Consider the following 15,861-nt stretch of genomic DNA (forward strand, 5'->3'; position numbering starts at 1 on the left):
TGACAGGCTCCTCCGTTATAAAGCAAAGTATGCAGTTGCTTCAGTGTATGACTGAATGCCGCAAGCTATTCGCGGCGACTTAAATTTACAATGACCGGGGTACTGGTGTCAAGTGAATGCCAAAAGCTGCCGGAATGCTAAAGTCCGGCAGCTTTACGCTTTGATGACCATGTATGGATCCAAAGCGCTTCCGTAGTTTCTATCCATGAGTGGATTAGGACTGTGGCTTCGCTTCCGTCGTGATCATCCACAATACGTCGAATTTGTCCTGGACTTGTCCATGCAGGGCTCCCCAGAAGGCAGGAGTCAGCGGATATCTTATGGTGCCGTCTTCGGCTAGCCGGTTAAATGCTTGGTGCGCTTCTTCTTCGGTAGCGAATTCTAACGATTGATAGATGTTGTTGCCCGGTTGTACGGAACCGAAGATTTCATCGGTCATGTAGAAGGTAGCGCCTGCGGCAACCAGACTGAGGTGCATGACTTTATCCTTCATCTCCTCGGAAGCATCGGGAAGCTGTCCGTGAGTCATGATAGATACAATTTCCCCGCCTAACGCATGGATATAAAATTCGGCTTGGGCTCTAGCGTCCTTTGAGAAAAAGTAAGTTGTATGCTTAGCCATGTGTGCAGCATCCTTTCCATGTAAATGTGAATGTCTTGATGACATGATCATACCATAGGAAATCAGGAGGGATTTCTTACAGATTGCTATGCTGGCAGTGTCGGATGTACATCAAAATTCAACCATATTCCTGTTCCAATTACATGAAAAATATGGTAATATACTTATGCGAACCCTTGTTCCTATTGGGGGGCTCATTTAATTTAAGGGATGGTGCGGAACAATTGCTGACGGAGAAATACGCCGAGATCGATGCTGTCGTTGCTTACATTCATGAACATATTAACGAGCCGCTTCCGTTGGAACGGTTGGCTCAGTATGCAGCGTATAGCCCGTATCACTTTACCCGCTTATTTAAGGAACGAGTGGGGCTTCCTCCTTTATATTACGTGTCTTCTCTCCGCTTGCAGAAGGCCAAGGATTTGCTGCTTCAAACGAATATGAGCATCCGGGACATCTGCTTGGAGATCGGACAGCAAAGCCTGGGCACATTCACATCCCGATTCACGGAGCGTGTAGGAGTAACGCCATCGCAATTTCGCAAATCAGTAGGGTCCGCTAGCAGTCATATTCATTCCTTACAGCAGCTGAATGCATGGCCTAGGCCTCTTCCACCAGAACATGCCAACGACACGGTATACGGAATCGTTCGTGCTGAGGTGCCTTTCGAGGGGGTTATTTTACTAGGGCTGTTTGCCAAGCCGATTCCGGAAGGCCTTCCTTGTATGGAACCCTGCTGACCTCTTTAGGAGATTTTAGACTTACCGGCGTAAAGCCCGGAACCTACTTCCTCATGGCTACCTCTATCTCGTGGAATATGTCAGCTATTGATATTTTGCTTCCGCATACAACCTTACGCACTAGGTCCAGGGAGCCTATCATCGTAAAGCCTAATTTGCCTGTACCTCCTCAACAAGTCACACTTTATGAGCCGCGGCAAGACGACCCGCCGATATTAATTTCACTTCCTCTCATCATGGACGGCTTTCTCAAAAGAATGACTCGCCAATCATCCGTTGCTCCATAGGCAAGATTCTAGGGGCATGATGTGGCCAAGTATATAGCACCAATCGGTTCCGTATTCACTCACAAGCGCATGATAGCAGCCAAGCTGGAGCAAACTATCCCCAAATGCAGATAAATCCGCTAACATGTATGGGAGGTTTGTGCGCTATGGATCAAAAAGAACTGCACGAAAAGTTAGGTAGACCGGTTAGTTGGGCTATGACTCAAAATCCGGATGAGGAACAGAGTGGCAACGATGTCTCTGCTTCGTCAACGAAAGGTGTCGACAATCATATCCCCGATGGCATAGAAAGCAGCCAAAGCGAAGTTCCATCCAATTATCAGGCGATGGGAGAGAGCTACAGCGACACGACGAATTTCGAGGTTAATCGGGAACCTGGCAGGTTGGACTAGCCGAGCTTGAGGAATTAAGACATACAAATAAAAACAGACGAAGCTGTAGATTTCTTACAGAGTCGTCTGTTTTATTTTTGAAGCAGAAATGAGATGGATTTACATTTGAAGGGTCGGACGCTTCTTGTCCTTGATCCAGATAACAGTTACATTAATCAGACTGCTAATGACATAAGCGATCAAGTAAATAACCCAGAAAACAAGTATGTTCAGAGCATCGGTATATACGAAAAATGCCGATAAAGAAGCAGCGGCAAATAGCAGAAACCCTAAGCCAAGCGATTGTAGGATAAGTGTCGAGCGTTTGTAAGACTTTCTGACTTTTACAAGTACAAATCCAATCGAGATAACAAGCGCAAGTATCAGTGCACTAAAATTTACAATAGCCTCCGTGTCCATGCAGTCCCCCCCAATATTTGCTATCAGTATAGCATATTTGAGTTGATAAAGACGACCTCCAGCCATGGAACCTATTGCATTTATTCTCAAAAAAAGAGATTATACAAGTTGCTAGTCAGTATCAGTTAGATTCGTTATATCGAAGATCGTGACTGGTCATGCGACAATCATACATACGCATATACTGTCTGTACGTTTTATCATGATGCTGCACAAGGAGTCGAAATTCAATGCTCAGAAATTCACCATATTTGTTACTGGTACTGGCAACTTGCATTTGGGGAGGTAACTTTGTTGCCGGCAAAGCGTTGGTGACGCATATGCCGCCCCTTACGCTGGCCGCGCTGCGGTGGTGCATAGCCTTTGTATGTCTGCTGCCCTTCTACGGCAAGGAAGCGTGGCAGCTAAGAAAGGAAGCGCTGCGCCATTATAAAATGATCCTGTTCCTGGCTGTAACCGGTGTGGCCGGCTTCAATACGTTAACTTATGTAGCCGTGCAGTACACGGGCTCGATCAACGCTTCCTTGATGAACTCGGCAACGCCTATTATGGTCGTCATCTTGTCATGGCTGATGTATAGAGAACGGATCGCTTGGAGCGCGTTACCGGGCATCATCCTGTCGATGGCGGGTGTATGCTGGATTATCGGGCGGGGAAGCCTCGGTGCCATCTTAGGTCTATCCTTTAACAAAGGGGATCTGTGGATGCTGGTCGCTATTCTTTGCTGGTCTTTGTATACGGTTGGCATGAAGAGGGCCGGCAGGCTGTTCCCGGCAAGTCCTTTTTTGCTTATACAGGTTACGCTCGCTCTGATCGTACTGATTCCGCTATCGGCTGGGGAGCTGCTCCTTACAAGTGCGTCTATTGATTGGAGTCCCTCGTTACTAGCAGGGCTGCTCTACGTCGGCTTGTTCGCTTCGATTGTCGCTTTCCTATCGTGGAACCGGGCTATCGAGCTGGCAGGGCCGCAGCGCTGCGCCGGATTTTTGAACTTGATCCCATTATTCAGTGCTATATTCGCTACCGGATTTACCGGTGAGTCGCTGCATCTGTATCATCTGCTTGGAGCCGTTCTGATCGTTGCCGGTGTGTATGCCACGAATCTTGCCATGAAGCGGGCAGCTCGATTGCGGAGCCAGATTTAACCACATCATACGAAGAAGCATCTCTTAGAACACGCCATGAGGAAAAGGGGCCTTAGGGCAGGGCGTCTAAGAGATGTTTGTGTATATCCCAAATAGGATACATGGCAAAATAGCTGTTGACGCCATCGTTACGGATATCGTAACATTTACCTATACGATGAAACGAATATCGTATCACTCATGGGAGGAAGCTGCTAGTGACCCGGCAATTAAGGTTGGTATTCCGATTATCCGAATTGTTATCGCAGCGACAGGTGAGCCAGAGGGAATTTGCACGGGCCACAGGGCTCAGACAAGCTTTCATTAATGACATGTGCAATGGAAAGACGAAGCAAATCCCTGTTGAGAATATTGTCTCTATTTGCTCGGAATTGAATATAGCCATCCACGAACTGATGGTTCTAGAGGAGTTTGACAGCGAAGAAGAAAGGAAATAGAAATGCGTTCTTTTATACAACTGCTTATGGCTTTCTTGACTTACTATTCGATGATCGTCGTGACGTTCACACTCTTTCAAATCCCGGTAACCAGAAGCTACTATCTCGCCGATGGCCGGATTGTGCAGGACAGGCTGTATGGGCTCAAAATCCTGCTCATGTCTTTCTCCGTCGGTTTTATATTCTTTTATACAAAGCTAATTCTCCACAGCCCGCTATTCCTCATTATTACCGTGATCTCCTTCATGACCTTCATAATCCTGATCAGAAATTACCCTATCTTGTATGCGCTGATTGTAGCTGGAACCGGGTATCTGCTCTCAGGAACGGTAGATATGGCCGTACTATTGACCGGAAGTATGCTGCACATTACGAGCGACGAGCTGATGAATATGAACTTGGTGCACTATGCAACGGCTCATATGATCGTCGCCATCATCTTGCTGGCGCTGGCCTATGTCGTGAGAATCACCGGGTTTCGATTTTCTTTTATTAACTCCAGATTCAGGGGGAGAACGGCTTTTAAGGGCTACTATTTTATATGGATGATCTTCTTTATATGTACGCTTGTAAGTTTACAGGTTGCCTGGTTCGGATTGAACTTAAATCTTTCTAAACTCTATATCGTCATTTTTATCGGTATGTTTGTGTTCATGCTTGCAGCTCTCATTTATGCCTATGTTCGAAACAGAGAGCATGTCAAAGCAAGATATAGCATTGCTGAGGATGTTTCGCCGGAAATTGCGGGACAAATCAGAAAGATTTTAGAGATGAAGGAGGAAGGAAAGGATGATCGTACATAGGTTGGCAGAAAGAGTAGCGGTGGCCATACAAAAAATTCTACAGATGAAGAGTCATCCGTCCATGTATTAAGGTATGCGTTAGTCAATTTCATCAACTACTTCATCATTATTTCCCTGGTAGAAATTTTGAGTATTGCAACCGGAGATTTCCTGCGTTCCTTCATCCCGCTAATTGCTTTTCCTCTTCTTCGCTACTTCACCGGCGGACTGCACTTCAAAAACCCGATGACATGCAACGTGGTCACTGCGCTGTTCATGCTGACGTCCCTCTACGTACCTATCGACTTCCTTCATGTAGGACTTGCCTTCAATGCGATTGCACTGTTCATCGTTCTTCTTAGAGCCCCTACCAACATTAGCAGATTCAAAGAAAGTCAGTATCCTGCGTTAAAAATCATTGCAGCCGTGGTCATCTTGAGCAATTTCTGGCTGCAATCTCCTCTGCTTGCTACCATCTATTTACTGCAAGCGGTTACGCTGTTAAGGACGGTTCAAAAAGCGGTCGTACTTTGTAAGTTGTAGGGAGGGATGATGATTGACTCTATGGATTTCGATCCTTCTCATTGGCTTGCTGCCGGTGATTGGCTGGATATGCTACAGGCAGCTTCCGCAATGGGGACGAATCAAATTCTATCTGTTCATGATCGCTTGGTATTGGTTGCTGACCGGATATCTTTTCGCGGCTCATAGTCAGAAGCAGGTGCTCCAGACGACTCCTGTCTCCCTGCCGCTCATGCTCAAGTGGATGGTATGGACGGTTATCGTAGTGTGGGCGCTGTGGGAGCTGCTTCCGATCCTAATGTCGCTAGTAAGCCCCAGATATCGGGAGATGGTCGCTGCGAATCTGGACATCACGGATTCGATGCCGGTTACAGCAGCTGAGCGCAGCATGTTTCTACTTGTAGCCGTTACCGTCGGATTCTGCGAGGAGCTGATCTCAAGAGGGATGCTGCCGGCGCTGCTGCAGGATGGAGGACTCCCGTACTGGCTGGGCTTCGTGGTCGCCGGACTACATTTTGCCGTAGGGCATTTTCTGCAGGGCTGGCGAGGGATTGCCAATGCAGCGCTTCTGGCGCTCATGTTCACCATGCTGTATGTCATGACGGGCAGCTTGGTCATTCCGATACTCCTACATGCGCTTTATGATTATCGACTCGTATTGATAAGCAAGCTGCAGCAAAATAAACCCCAAGCAGAGTCCCTGGAGCAGGTCACGAAGGGGACATAGAAAACAAACAGATGACCCGCAGGCGCGGAGTCATCTGTTTGCATTGCTATTTACTTCCTGACCGGAGCAAGCCCATGCAGCGTGCAGGTCTTTCACTATATTATCCATGGCGATGTCTTCATTGATGGGCGCTCTACTCATACTTGAGCGTGATCTCAGAATACAAAAGTACCCCTGCACTGTACACTTGTTCAAAGTGTTCAATGAGAGGTACCCGTTGCCCAGCCCTATATATTCATGTCAATCCAATCTAGTTGACTCTGTATTTCTGCAATTCTTCCGGTAACTCTTGCTCGTAGCAGCTGAAGAAACATCCTGTTTTGGCTTGCTTTCGTGCCGATGCATTCAAAAGACGGTTGGCAAGATTGGCGATAAAAGTTTTCATAATAATTCAGCACCCTTTCATTCTCATAGTTTTTGAAATGAAATTGAAGCACTAACAAGGATTATTCTACCATTTAGTCGTGCAAGTTCATAGAATATATGTTGTTAAAAATGGGAAAATATAGTTAATAATCTGGGCGAAATTTACAAAAATTATAGAACGATTACAGAAACTCTCATGAGAATTAGCGAAGATATCAGGTATGGCTCAATGTTTGATTTGGGTAAATTCATGGTTGATTTGTCAATGGTCTTTATGCTTGGGCCTGTGCTAGGATGTACGGGAAGCTGCAGGACAGCAAGTAATCTGCCAGAAACGGTTGATGGCCGAGGGAATTCGTAATGATGATACAAGTACAAGCTGCGAATAGGGGTAGGATAAGTCCGAAGGAGGAATGGTCGTGAGTGCAATTTTGCTAGATCAACCGGGTTCCGGTTATAGAGCCTGGCTTGGATATAATCGATTGATGTCGGCTTCAGCGCTGAAGCAGTATGGAGAATATGGTGGCAAAATCGCCGTAGTCGAGGACCATGAAGTCATTCGCTCGGCAGCAGCGGAGCTGGTAAGCGGCCTATCTTCCATGTTAGGCGTTCAAACAGTTGTCGTACAGCAAGCCGAAGGCGCTCCGTGCGTGGCAATCGGTACGTTTGGCGGCGGTAATGCCTTGGTAGACCGTGCGTTTAGTGAGCCTGAAAAAGCGGCTGTAAAGTCTGAAGGCTTCGCAATCAAGTTGAATGCGGAAGAAAATGTTATCGCAATCGGTGCGGCTTCGGCCTCAGGCGTGCTCTACGGCGCGTTTCATCTGCTTCGATGGATCGGAACAGAAGGTTCGATCGATTCTTTGAATGTTGTGCAAAATCCAGCTGGGTTCCTGCGCATGATCAATCAATGGGATAACATCGACGGAAGTATTGAACGCGGCTATGCCGGCAGGTCGATTTTTTTCGCAGACAATGAAATAACGACGGACCTGGGCCGCATCCGCGACTATGCGAGACTGCTTGCATCTACGGGAATCAATGCTATTGCGATTAACAATGTCAATGTTCATAAATATGAGAGTATGTTCCTCACTGACCATTATTTGCCCCATGTAGCCGCTATGGCTATCGTGTTCCGGGCTTACGGTATCAAGCTGTTCCTTAGCGTCAACTATGCCAGCCCGATTGAAATCGGCGGACTCAGCACTTCCGACCCGCTGGATGAGGGTGTACGCAAATGGTGGCGTGAGAAAACGGCAGAGGTGTACGCCGCAATTCCGGACTTCGGCGGCTATCTGGTTAAAGCCGATTCGGAGAACCGACCGGGTCCGTTCACGTACGGACGCGACCACGCCGATGGGTCTAACATGCTGGCTGAAGCGCTTGAGCCATTTGGCGGCATTGTCATCTGGCGCTGCTTCGTGTACAACTGCAAGCAGGATTGGCGCGACCGTGCAACAGATCGAGCACGTGCCGCTTACGATCACTTTAAACCGCTGGACGGACGCTTCAAGGATAACGTGATCCTGCAGGTAAAGAACGGTCCGATGGACTTCCAGGTGAGGGAAGGCGTATCCCCGCTGTTTGGCGCCATGGAAGCAACGAATCAGGTGATGGAATTCCAGATCACGCAGGAATATACAGGTCAGCAGCGCCATCTGTGCTATCTCGTTCCGCAGTGGAAAGAGGTGCTTGATTTTGAAACCTACGCCAAAGGCGAAGGCTCCACCGTCAAGCGCATCGTCGACGGCTCGCTGTACGGCAACCGCCTGAACGGCTTCGCGGCGGTCTCCAACATCGGTAACGATGCCAACTGGACGGGGCATCTTCTGGCACAGGCGAATCTGTACGGCTTTGGCCGACTCGCCTGGAATCCCGACCTGTCCGCGGCACAGATCGCGGAGGGAGTGGATTCGTCTGACGCTGGGCAGCGACAAGCACCTCGTACAGACGGTTCTGGATATGCTCATGAATTCATGGAGCATCTATGAGTCTTATACGTCCCCACTTGGCGTAGGCTGGATGGTCAACCCTGACCATCACTACGGACCGAACGTGGACGGTTATGAGTATTCCAAGTGGGGTACCTACCACTTTGCGGATTGCCGCGGCATCGGCGTAGACCGTACGGTGGCGACAGGCACTGGCTATGCGGCCCAATACCAGGGGCCGAACGTAGCAATGTACGAGTCCGTGGAAACATGCCCGGACGAATTGCTGCTGTTCTTCCATCATGTGCCTTACACACATGTGCTGCATTCCGGCAAAACGGTCATTCAGCACATCTATGACACGCATTTTGATGGTGTGGAGCGTGCGGAGCAGCTAACAGAAGCATGGGGCAGCTTGGCGGGTGCGATGGAGCCGGGACTTTACCAGCAGGTCGCGGATCGATTAGCCGAGCAAGCCGCTCACGCCCGCGAATGGCGTGACATCATCAATACGTACTTCTTCCGAAAGAGCGGCATTGCCGATCAGCACGGACGTAAGATTTATTAATTCAGAATTATCCGCTGACGTTTGTAGCTGGCGAAATTGCCGGTAAAACGAGTGGGCGGTATGTATCAACAACAGAAGGAGCGGCTTGAATGCCGCTTCTTTGCTATAGTTACATTAGCTTCTCTAGCCGAGTGGCTATTTACATAAAGAGGAGGCAAATTACAATGACAGATAAGATGACACTTATTATTGCAGAGGTAGCAACAAACCGGAAAGCGGTTGCATTCACCTTCGACGACGAGCCGGACCCGTCCTATACGCCGCAGCTGCTGGAGATATTCCGGAAGGCGGGAGCGAAGGCAACGTTCTTCGTAGTCGGCGAGCAGGTAGAGGCTCATCCTGCAATTGCCCGATCGGCTTATGCCGAAGGTCATGAGCTTGCGAATCATACGTTCACCCACCCCTTTTTGACGCAGGTGGATGGTGCCAAGAGAGCGGAGGAGCTTGAGCGGGCTGAGGCCTCCATCGTGGGAATAACCGGGAGCAAGCCACTTCTGTTTAGGCCGCCTTATTTTGACTACGATCAGGAAACGTCTGACCTTGTCCGTTCCATGGGCTACACGGCTATCGGTGCGAATAACACGTCCGCGCGAGATTGGGATGTGCCGGGTGTTGAGCATATTCTTGCAGAGACCCGCAAGGCAGTGAAGAGCGGCAGCATCTTCCTGTTCCACGATGGCTACGGGGATCGTTCCCAGACGGTCGAAGCGGTGCGTATTCTAGTCTCGGAGCTGCAGGAGCAGGGCTATGAAATGGTAACGGTGAGCGAGCTGCTGGGCATGGCGGACCCCGCCAACGAAACTTCGACAGAAGGGTAGTGGAATCCGATGTCTAGACTCACAATTCAAGATGTTGTCGATCATCTTATTAAGCCTGTAGGACAGCTGGAACAGACGGTCGATCGTCTGTTGGTGGGAGATCCTGATGCGAAGGTTACTGGCATTGCCGTCGCATTCATGCCGACTCAGCGCGTCATTGAGCAAATGATCGAGATCGGAGCGAACCTGCTGATCTCTCATGAGGGACTTGCCTACAGCCACCATTTTCAACCAGAGATTCTTGAGCAGGATCCTGTGTTTCAAACCAAGCGCAGCTTGTTAGAGGAAGCGGGCATTGCTGTATTTCGCTTTCATGATTACATCCATCGTTACCAGCCTGATGCCATAACAGCTGAACTAGTGAGAACGCTGGAGTGGCAGCCGTATGTTTTGGAGCATCAACAAGCCGCCTCGATTGTGAAGCTGCCAGCCCCGTCGAGCTTGGGTGACCTTGCGGCACACGTAAAGAAGAAGCTGGGCATCCCTTATATGCGGGCGGTAGGCGATCTCGAAATGCCGTGCGAACGGATCGGCATTCTGGTGGGCTATCGCGGCGGAGGCTCCGTCGCTATTCCTTTGTACGAACGGGAGGAGCTGGATGTGATCATCGCCGGCGAAGGTCCGGAGTGGGAGACGCCGGAATATGTCCGTGATGCCGTTCACCAAGGAAAGCGCAAAGCACTGCTGGTTATCGGCCATGCTGAGAGTGAAGAGCCAGGGATGGCTGCATGCGCGGAGCAATTGAAAACCGTCTACCCTTCCGTTCCGGTTCGTTTTCTTCGTGATGAGCCGATCTTTCAGGTTCTTCTGTAAAATTCACCGCATGCCTCAAATAATTCGTTATTTTTTAAAAGAATTCGATCATTCCTCTCATTTAGGCTGTCTCGTCCAACAGGGTATACTTATAGCAGACAAGACACAGAGACTAATTGCAGAGGTGATCATATATGGAACGTTCCTCTTCGGCGGCAGCCTCGGTACATTCAGGAGGGGCCACCAAGACGAAGGCGAAGCGCGGTTCTTTCTTAAAACGATGGGATGCTCCCGTTGCCGGATATTTATTTATTTTGCCATGGCTGATTGGCTTTATCGGGCTGACGGCTTATCCGATGCTGCTGTCGCTATATTATTCGTTCACGGATTATACGTTAATGGAGCCGATCCAATGGATTGGAACTCGTAATTACGAACGGATTTTCACGGCTGACACCAAGTTTTTGACTTCGGTTAAAGTCACCTTCATGTACGTACTGGCATCGGTTCCACTGAAGCTGATTGCTGCGCTTCTCGTGGCTATGGTGCTGAATAAAGCGGTCCGCGGGATTTCCGCTTACCGTACGGCTATTTATTTCCCGTCCTTGATCGGTGGCAGTATCGCCGTATCTCTGCTGTGGCGCAATATTTTTGGCGTTGATGGTATTTTTAATAAAATCTTGGCCGTGTTCGGAATTGCGGGTACAGGATGGATCACGAATCCGAACACCGCGTTGGGCTCACTGATCTTACTGACGGTTTGGCAGTTCGGCTCTTCCATGGTCATTTTCCTGGCAGGACTTAAGCAAATTCCGAATGATCTCTATGAAGCTTCGTCCGTAGACGGCGCAAGCAAATTCACGCAATTTTTCAAAATTACGTTGCCCATGCTTTCGCCGACGCTTTATTTTAACCTAATCATGGGCATCATCAATGCCTTTCAAATGTTCACCTCCGCTTTCGTCATTACGAACGGGGACCGATGAACTCGACTTATGTATATGCGCTCTATCTGTACGAACGCGCCTTCAGCCGTTACCAGCTGGGCTACGCATCCGCACTTGCCTGGATCATGCTGCTGATGATCGTCGTTGTGGCCGTTATTATTGCAGGAACTTCGAAATATTGGGTGTTCTATGAAACCGAATCGGGGAGGGGGAAGGGCAAATGACATCAACCTGGAAGCAAGGAACCCGGCATCTGTTCATGATCGCCTTCAGCCTTCTCATGGTGTATCCTGTGATTTGGTGGATTGGCGCCTCCTTAAAGTCCAATGAAGAGCTCGCTTCACCCGGACTATTCCCTTCTGTTCCGAAATGGAGCAATTTTGTGGATGGATGGAACTCGATTCCGGGCCATTCCTTTACGGATTTTTACCTCAATACGTTTGGACTTGAAATCGCCGTCATGCTGGCGACGTTGATCTCAAGCACGCTTGTGGCGTTCGGCTTCGGGCGATTGGATTTTCCACTCAAAAATTCTGGTTTTCGCTGTTGATGCTAACCTTGATGCTGCCTGGACAGGTGCTGATCATTCCACAGTATGCGATGTTCCATCAGCTGGGCTGGGTCAATACGTATCTGCCGTTTATCGTCCCTCATCTGCTTGCCAGCGGTGCGGGCGGCACGTTCTTCGTCTTCCTGTTGATTCAGTTCGTTCGCGGCATTCCGCGGGAGCTCGATGAGTCGGCCAAGATGGACGGTTGCAATTGGTTCGGCATTTACTTGCGTATTGTGATGCCGCTGACGAAGCCGGCGATTACGACGGTGATGATTTTCTGCTTCCTTTGGAACTGGGATGATTTCCTGGGCCACCTGCTGTATATCAACTCCGTTGATAAGTATACGGTCGGTCTGGCGCTGCGTATGATCAACGACTCCCAGCCGGACAGCAGTGGGGACAGCTGCTAGCGATGTCGCTCGTATCCATCGTGCCTGCGACGCTCGTATTCATGTTCTTGCAGAAGTATTTCGTCGAAGGAATTGCAACGACAGGGATTAAAGGATAATATGGGTAAAATAGGACACAAAGCGACGATTCCTTTCGTTGCTTTGTGTTTTTCAGCGTTAAGCGGGCATTCCAGTATGTTGGCAGAGGAGAGAAGTAGTAGTGACCAATCCATTCAAAACGTATCGTATCGACCATTTGTTCTTTCGCAGCTTTGCCGGATTCATTATCGTGGTATTGGCGTGCACGGTATGGGCAAGCTTCCGGACATCCTCGAATGAATTGGCGCAAACGACATCATACTATCAGCAGCAGCTTCTCGATGAATTGAATAACGAAATTACAGCGCAGCTTGTGACCATCGAGCAGATTTCGCTGTCTACATCGCGTGATAATGAGCTCATTAATTTTTTGACGGGAAAGCAGGATCAGTATGAACGTTATCAGAAGTCCAAAAACGTAGAGAAGGCATTAGCGAATCTCACCTATTCGATTCCCGTTATTCAAGGCATCGACCTCTATATGGACCAACCTCTTCGAGGAGATTCAACGAGCTATATTCAGTTTCGAGATCAATCAGAGGCTTCAAAAGAGCTGTGGTTTTCCGCTTTAAAAATGAACGATTACGCTTGGTCCAGCGAGCATGATATCCCCAGCATACAGGGGAATGTTCCTGTCTTGAGCTTTGTGAGAAAAATCGTATATGACGATAAATTTTACGGCACACTCGTGATCCATGTGAAGGCAAGCGGTATCCGTTCCATGCTGGCAGGCCATTCTTCCGAGGCCAACAGGGTCATGCTCGACAATGAAGGCAAGCAAGTGCTTACCACAGGTCAGGTCCCGAGCGGAATCCAGTTATCCGATTGGGTAGATGAGGCGATGCAATCCGGCTTTGCTCACATTAAGGGGGCGAACAGTTCAACCGACTCGCTGCTTGTATACTCCAAGCCTCAGAATTCGGTCTGGACACTGGTCGAAGTATCACCCTGGAAGCTGGTAACGGCCGGGGGCTCCGCTTGGCGGAGGTGATCGGGATTATCGGTGTCGCGGCGATTATGCTTACGCTGCTGCTGACACACTGGCTTAGCAGTCAATTCACGAAGCCAATCAAGCGGCTTGTGCAAGTTATGGGTGCATATACGGTGGGAGGGAGCATGGACAGGCTGCCGCGGGACTATCAGAACGAATTTGGTTACCTGTTCGCAGGATACCGGAAGCAAAATGAGAGAATTGAGGAGCTGTATCGTTCCCTTGAACGTCGTTATGAGCAGCAGCGGAAGGCAGAGATTGAGGCGCTTCAGGCGAATATCAACCCGCATTTTTTGTATAATACTCTTGACCAGCTCAACTGGATGGCTATCGCTAACGGTCAGGCCGAGATGAGCCGGATTCTCGAATTAATGGGGAGAATGTTCCGGATCGGGCTGTCAGGCGGAGAGAGCTTCATCAAGATGGAGCAGGAGATCCTGCATATCGAATCCTATCTAGAAATTCAGCAGCTTCGCTGGGATGGAGGATTGGCCTATACAATTGAAGCTTCCCCGGAAATCAGAGAGCTCTATGTGCCTAAACTGACGCTCCAGCCCTTTGTCGAGAACTCCATCGTGCACGGCTTTAATACGAGAAGCAGGGGACATATATGGATACGAATGGAGAAGCTTGATGGGGATATTCGCATTACGATTGAGGATGATGGTGTAGGGCTTAAACAGGCGGCTGATATAAGTGTAAAGAGACACACCGGAGGCTACGGGATCCGCAATGTGAAGGAGCGTATTGACGGATACTTCGGAGAGAATTATAAGGTTAAGCTCAGCGAACGGGAAGCTGGCGGAACATGTGCCGAGATCACGCTGCCCATCTTAATGGAGCCCCCGGCAGCAGATTCGGACAATTTTAAAATAAATCGTGCATCTCTCTTATACAAACCATCCTCCTGAATTGGTACGATATGAATGTGCACAAAATAATGATTGAAACAGGGGGAACATACACGATGTTTAAATGGAAGCGTTCTCTGAACGTTATAATTGCAGCAGCGTTAGCAGGATCTTTGGCCGCTTGTTCGAGCGGCGGTGCGGCACCTAAAAGCGGCAGCGAGGCAAGCCCGAGTGCAGCAGCTACAGGCAGTGAGCCGGTAAAGCTTCGCATTATGTGGTGGGGTTCTCAAGAGCGACATGAGGCGACACTAGCAGCATTGAAATTGTACTCGGAAAAGAATCCGAATGTAACGTTTGAGCCGGAATATTCCGGTATGGACGGATACTTGGATAAACTGTCCACGCAGGCAGCGGCTAACAATGCGCCAGACGTGATTCAACTCGATCCGGGTTGGGTATCCGATTGGGCGGGCCGCAATCAGCTAGCTCAGCTTGATCCTACCGTTGACGTATCGAAAGTGGATCCTAAGGTGCTTAAAGGCGGCCAATCCGGCGGCAAGCAGTACGCGGTACCGCTGGGTTCCGTTGCTTACGGCATGATTTATGATAAAGCCGCGATGGAAAAAGTGGGTATGTCTACTCCGCAAAACGGCTGGTCCTGGGATGACTTCTTTGCGATGGCGAAAGCAACGAAAGGCAAGCTTCCTAGCGGACAATACTTTACGAAAGACTATGCAGGCGACTATTTTGCATACACCGCCTACCAGTACAGTAAAGGTAAAGGCATGGTCATGACAGACGACGGTAAATTCAACATCGACCAAGCTACGTTCCTGGAATGGACCAAGAACTTTGAAGAGCTTCGCAAGGACGGGATCGTACCTCCGGCGGATGTGAACACATCGGACAAAGAGTTTGATCCTACTATGGACTTGATGGTAAACGGCAAAATCATGCTTCGCCTGAGCTTCTCCAATAACTATGGCGCTTGGGACAGCTTGAAAAAAGGTGCTTACGCACTTGTAACCATGCCTCGCTCGACAGAAGCGGGCGGCTGGTTGAAGCCTTCCATGTACTTCGCAGTATCGGCTAACTCCAAGAAGGCGGAAGAAGCTAAGAAGTTTGTGAACTGGTTCCTGAACGATCCGGAAGCGGGTAAGATTCTGAAAACCGTACGCGGTCTTCCAGTTAACAAAGATATTGCATCTTCGCTTGAATCAACAATGAGCGAAACAGACAAAGTCGGCTTAGCGCTCCTGCATGAAACCGAAAAAGATGGACAAACCTGGAGCCCGGGCCCTAAAGGCTGGACGAACTTTATCGATAAAGATTGGCCGCTGGTGCGCGACCAATTGAGCTTCGGCAAAACGACGCCGGAACAAGCCTTTGAAGCATTGAAAACAGCAGCAGAAGCCTACGAAAAATAATAGGATGACCCGAAGCCCGGACATGCTTTCATGTTCCGGGCTAAGGTTTTAATTGAAGGTAGCCGGACGAAGAAGTAGTTGCTTACGGTCCGTTACTCGTAAGGAGTGGATACGA

At 49.2% G+C, this 15,861-nt stretch carries 15 protein-coding genes and 4 pseudogenes; 16 read left to right on the forward strand and 3 right to left on the reverse strand.

Translation table 11 applies throughout. The features are described from left to right. Nucleotides 1-214 precede the first annotated feature (214 nt). Nucleotides 215-622, reverse strand: a complete 408-nt coding sequence (locus tag L0M14_RS00955; protein ID WP_235120257.1) for a VOC family protein — start codon at nucleotides 620-622, stop codon at nucleotides 215-217. A gap of 227 nt (nucleotides 623-849) precedes the next feature. Here L0M14_RS00955 and L0M14_RS00960 point away from each other — a divergent pair. Both L0M14_RS00960 and L0M14_RS00965 read left to right on the forward strand, forming a co-directional pair. After that, a pseudogene (locus tag L0M14_RS00960) lies at nucleotides 850-1,649 on the forward strand (helix-turn-helix domain-containing protein). Between the two features lie 146 nt (nucleotides 1,650-1,795). Then, the gene (locus tag L0M14_RS00965) at nucleotides 1,796-2,041 is read left to right on the forward strand and encodes a hypothetical protein (protein ID WP_235120258.1); all 246 of its coding nucleotides are present in this window, start codon (nucleotides 1,796-1,798) and stop codon (nucleotides 2,039-2,041) included. 99 nt (nucleotides 2,042-2,140) lie between these two features. Here L0M14_RS00965 and L0M14_RS00970 read toward each other — a convergent pair whose 3' ends face one another. Then, entirely contained in the window at nucleotides 2,141-2,440 is a 300-nt protein-coding gene (locus tag L0M14_RS00970; RefSeq protein WP_235120259.1) for a hypothetical protein, read from the reverse strand. A gap of 230 nt (nucleotides 2,441-2,670) precedes the next feature. On the opposite strand from L0M14_RS00970, the gene L0M14_RS00975 reads away from it, so the two are divergent. The 6 genes from L0M14_RS00975 to L0M14_RS00995 all read left to right on the forward strand — a co-directional run bounded on the left by L0M14_RS00975 (nucleotide 2,671) and on the right by L0M14_RS00995 (nucleotide 6,053). Beyond that, a complete protein-coding gene (locus tag L0M14_RS00975) occupies nucleotides 2,671-3,585 on the forward strand; it encodes a DMT family transporter (protein ID WP_235120260.1) in 915 nt (304 codons plus the stop codon). A gap of 73 nt (nucleotides 3,586-3,658) precedes the next feature. Next, entirely contained in the window at nucleotides 3,659-3,892 is a 234-nt protein-coding gene (locus L0M14_RS00980; RefSeq protein ID WP_235120261.1) for a hypothetical protein, read from the forward strand. Beyond that, the gene (locus L0M14_RS31765; RefSeq protein ID WP_350340503.1) at nucleotides 3,840-4,022 is read left to right on the forward strand and encodes a helix-turn-helix domain-containing protein; all 183 of its coding nucleotides are present in this window, start codon (nucleotides 3,840-3,842) and stop codon (nucleotides 4,020-4,022) included. Before L0M14_RS00980 ends, L0M14_RS31765 begins: the two co-directional genes overlap by 53 nt. A 2-nt stretch (nucleotides 4,023-4,024) precedes the next feature. Further along, a complete protein-coding gene (locus tag L0M14_RS00985) occupies nucleotides 4,025-4,825 on the forward strand; it encodes a hypothetical protein (RefSeq protein WP_235120262.1) in 801 nt (266 codons plus the stop codon). A gap of 90 nt (nucleotides 4,826-4,915) precedes the next feature. Then, a complete protein-coding gene (locus tag L0M14_RS00990) occupies nucleotides 4,916-5,347 on the forward strand; it encodes an accessory gene regulator B family protein (RefSeq protein WP_235122767.1) in 432 nt (143 codons plus the stop codon). Between the two features lie 13 nt (nucleotides 5,348-5,360). Then, nucleotides 5,361-6,053 carry a CPBP family intramembrane glutamic endopeptidase gene (locus L0M14_RS00995; protein WP_235120263.1) on the forward strand — a complete coding sequence of 231 codons (693 nt, stop codon included), beginning with the start codon at nucleotides 5,361-5,363 and terminating at the stop codon, nucleotides 6,051-6,053. Between the two features lie 250 nt (nucleotides 6,054-6,303). Here the strand turns inward: L0M14_RS00995 and L0M14_RS31770 are convergent, their stop codons facing one another. After that, nucleotides 6,304-6,438 carry a cyclic lactone autoinducer peptide gene (locus tag L0M14_RS31770; RefSeq protein WP_350340487.1) on the reverse strand — a complete coding sequence of 45 codons (135 nt, stop codon included), beginning with the start codon at nucleotides 6,436-6,438 and terminating at the stop codon, nucleotides 6,304-6,306. A gap of 394 nt (nucleotides 6,439-6,832) precedes the next feature. On the opposite strand from L0M14_RS31770, the pseudogene L0M14_RS01000 reads away from it, so the two are divergent. The 8 genes and pseudogenes from L0M14_RS01000 (at nucleotide 6,833) to L0M14_RS01030 (ending at nucleotide 15,746) form a co-directional block, all read left to right on the forward strand. Then, nucleotides 6,833-8,918 (forward strand): annotated as a pseudogene (locus L0M14_RS01000) (alpha-glucuronidase family glycosyl hydrolase). A 164-nt stretch (nucleotides 8,919-9,082) separates the two neighbouring features. Further along, a complete protein-coding gene (locus L0M14_RS01005) occupies nucleotides 9,083-9,736 on the forward strand; it encodes a polysaccharide deacetylase family protein (RefSeq protein WP_235120264.1) in 654 nt (217 codons plus the stop codon). 9 nt (nucleotides 9,737-9,745) lie between these two features. Then, on the forward strand, nucleotides 9,746-10,549 hold the full coding sequence (locus tag L0M14_RS01010; RefSeq protein ID WP_235120265.1) for a Nif3-like dinuclear metal center hexameric protein: 804 nt from the start codon (nucleotides 9,746-9,748) through the stop codon (nucleotides 10,547-10,549). Between the two features lie 134 nt (nucleotides 10,550-10,683). Beyond that, nucleotides 10,684-11,660 (forward strand): annotated as a pseudogene (locus L0M14_RS01015) (carbohydrate ABC transporter permease). Beyond that, a pseudogene (locus L0M14_RS01020) lies at nucleotides 11,657-12,497 on the forward strand (carbohydrate ABC transporter permease). The pseudogenes L0M14_RS01015 and L0M14_RS01020 overlap by 4 nt, the downstream one beginning before the upstream one ends. 101 nt (nucleotides 12,498-12,598) lie before the next feature. Beyond that, a complete protein-coding gene (locus L0M14_RS31315; protein ID WP_311198809.1) occupies nucleotides 12,599-13,468 on the forward strand; it encodes a hypothetical protein in 870 nt (289 codons plus the stop codon). Then, entirely contained in the window at nucleotides 13,465-14,379 is a 915-nt protein-coding gene (locus tag L0M14_RS31320; RefSeq protein ID WP_311198886.1) for a sensor histidine kinase, read from the forward strand. Before L0M14_RS31315 ends, L0M14_RS31320 begins: the two co-directional genes overlap by 4 nt. A gap of 56 nt (nucleotides 14,380-14,435) precedes the next feature. Next, on the forward strand, nucleotides 14,436-15,746 hold the full coding sequence (locus L0M14_RS01030) for an ABC transporter substrate-binding protein (protein ID WP_235120266.1): 1,311 nt from the start codon (nucleotides 14,436-14,438) through the stop codon (nucleotides 15,744-15,746). Nucleotides 15,747-15,861 lie beyond the last annotated feature (115 nt).

It is taken from the genome of Paenibacillus hexagrammi (genome assembly GCF_021513275.1).
GTDB lineage: Bacteria > Bacillota > Bacilli > Paenibacillales > NBRC-103111 > Paenibacillus_E > Paenibacillus_E hexagrammi.

Excerpts from the sequence above, each read along its gene's own strand:
- L0M14_RS00965 (WP_235120258.1), top strand. The coding sequence starts at position 1,796 with ATGGATCAAAAAGAACTGCACGAAAAGTTAGGTAGACCGGTTAGTTGG.
- L0M14_RS31770 (WP_350340487.1), bottom strand. The coding sequence starts at position 6,438 with ATGAAAACTTTTATCGCCAATCTTGCCAACCGTCTTTTGAATGCATCG.
- L0M14_RS00980 (WP_235120261.1), top strand. The coding sequence starts at position 3,659 with ATGTTTGTGTATATCCCAAATAGGATACATGGCAAAATAGCTGTTGAC.
- L0M14_RS01030 (WP_235120266.1), top strand. The coding sequence starts at position 14,436 with ATGTTTAAATGGAAGCGTTCTCTGAACGTTATAATTGCAGCAGCGTTA.
- L0M14_RS00975 (WP_235120260.1), top strand. The coding sequence starts at position 2,671 with ATGCTCAGAAATTCACCATATTTGTTACTGGTACTGGCAACTTGCATT.
- L0M14_RS00970 (WP_235120259.1), bottom strand. The coding sequence starts at position 2,440 with ATGGACACGGAGGCTATTGTAAATTTTAGTGCACTGATACTTGCGCTT.
- L0M14_RS00985 (WP_235120262.1), top strand. The coding sequence starts at position 4,025 with ATGCGTTCTTTTATACAACTGCTTATGGCTTTCTTGACTTACTATTCG.
- L0M14_RS00955 (WP_235120257.1), bottom strand. The coding sequence starts at position 622 with ATGGCTAAGCATACAACTTACTTTTTCTCAAAGGACGCTAGAGCCCAA.
- L0M14_RS01005 (WP_235120264.1), top strand. The coding sequence starts at position 9,083 with ATGACAGATAAGATGACACTTATTATTGCAGAGGTAGCAACAAACCGG.
- L0M14_RS01010 (WP_235120265.1), top strand. The coding sequence starts at position 9,746 with ATGTCTAGACTCACAATTCAAGATGTTGTCGATCATCTTATTAAGCCT.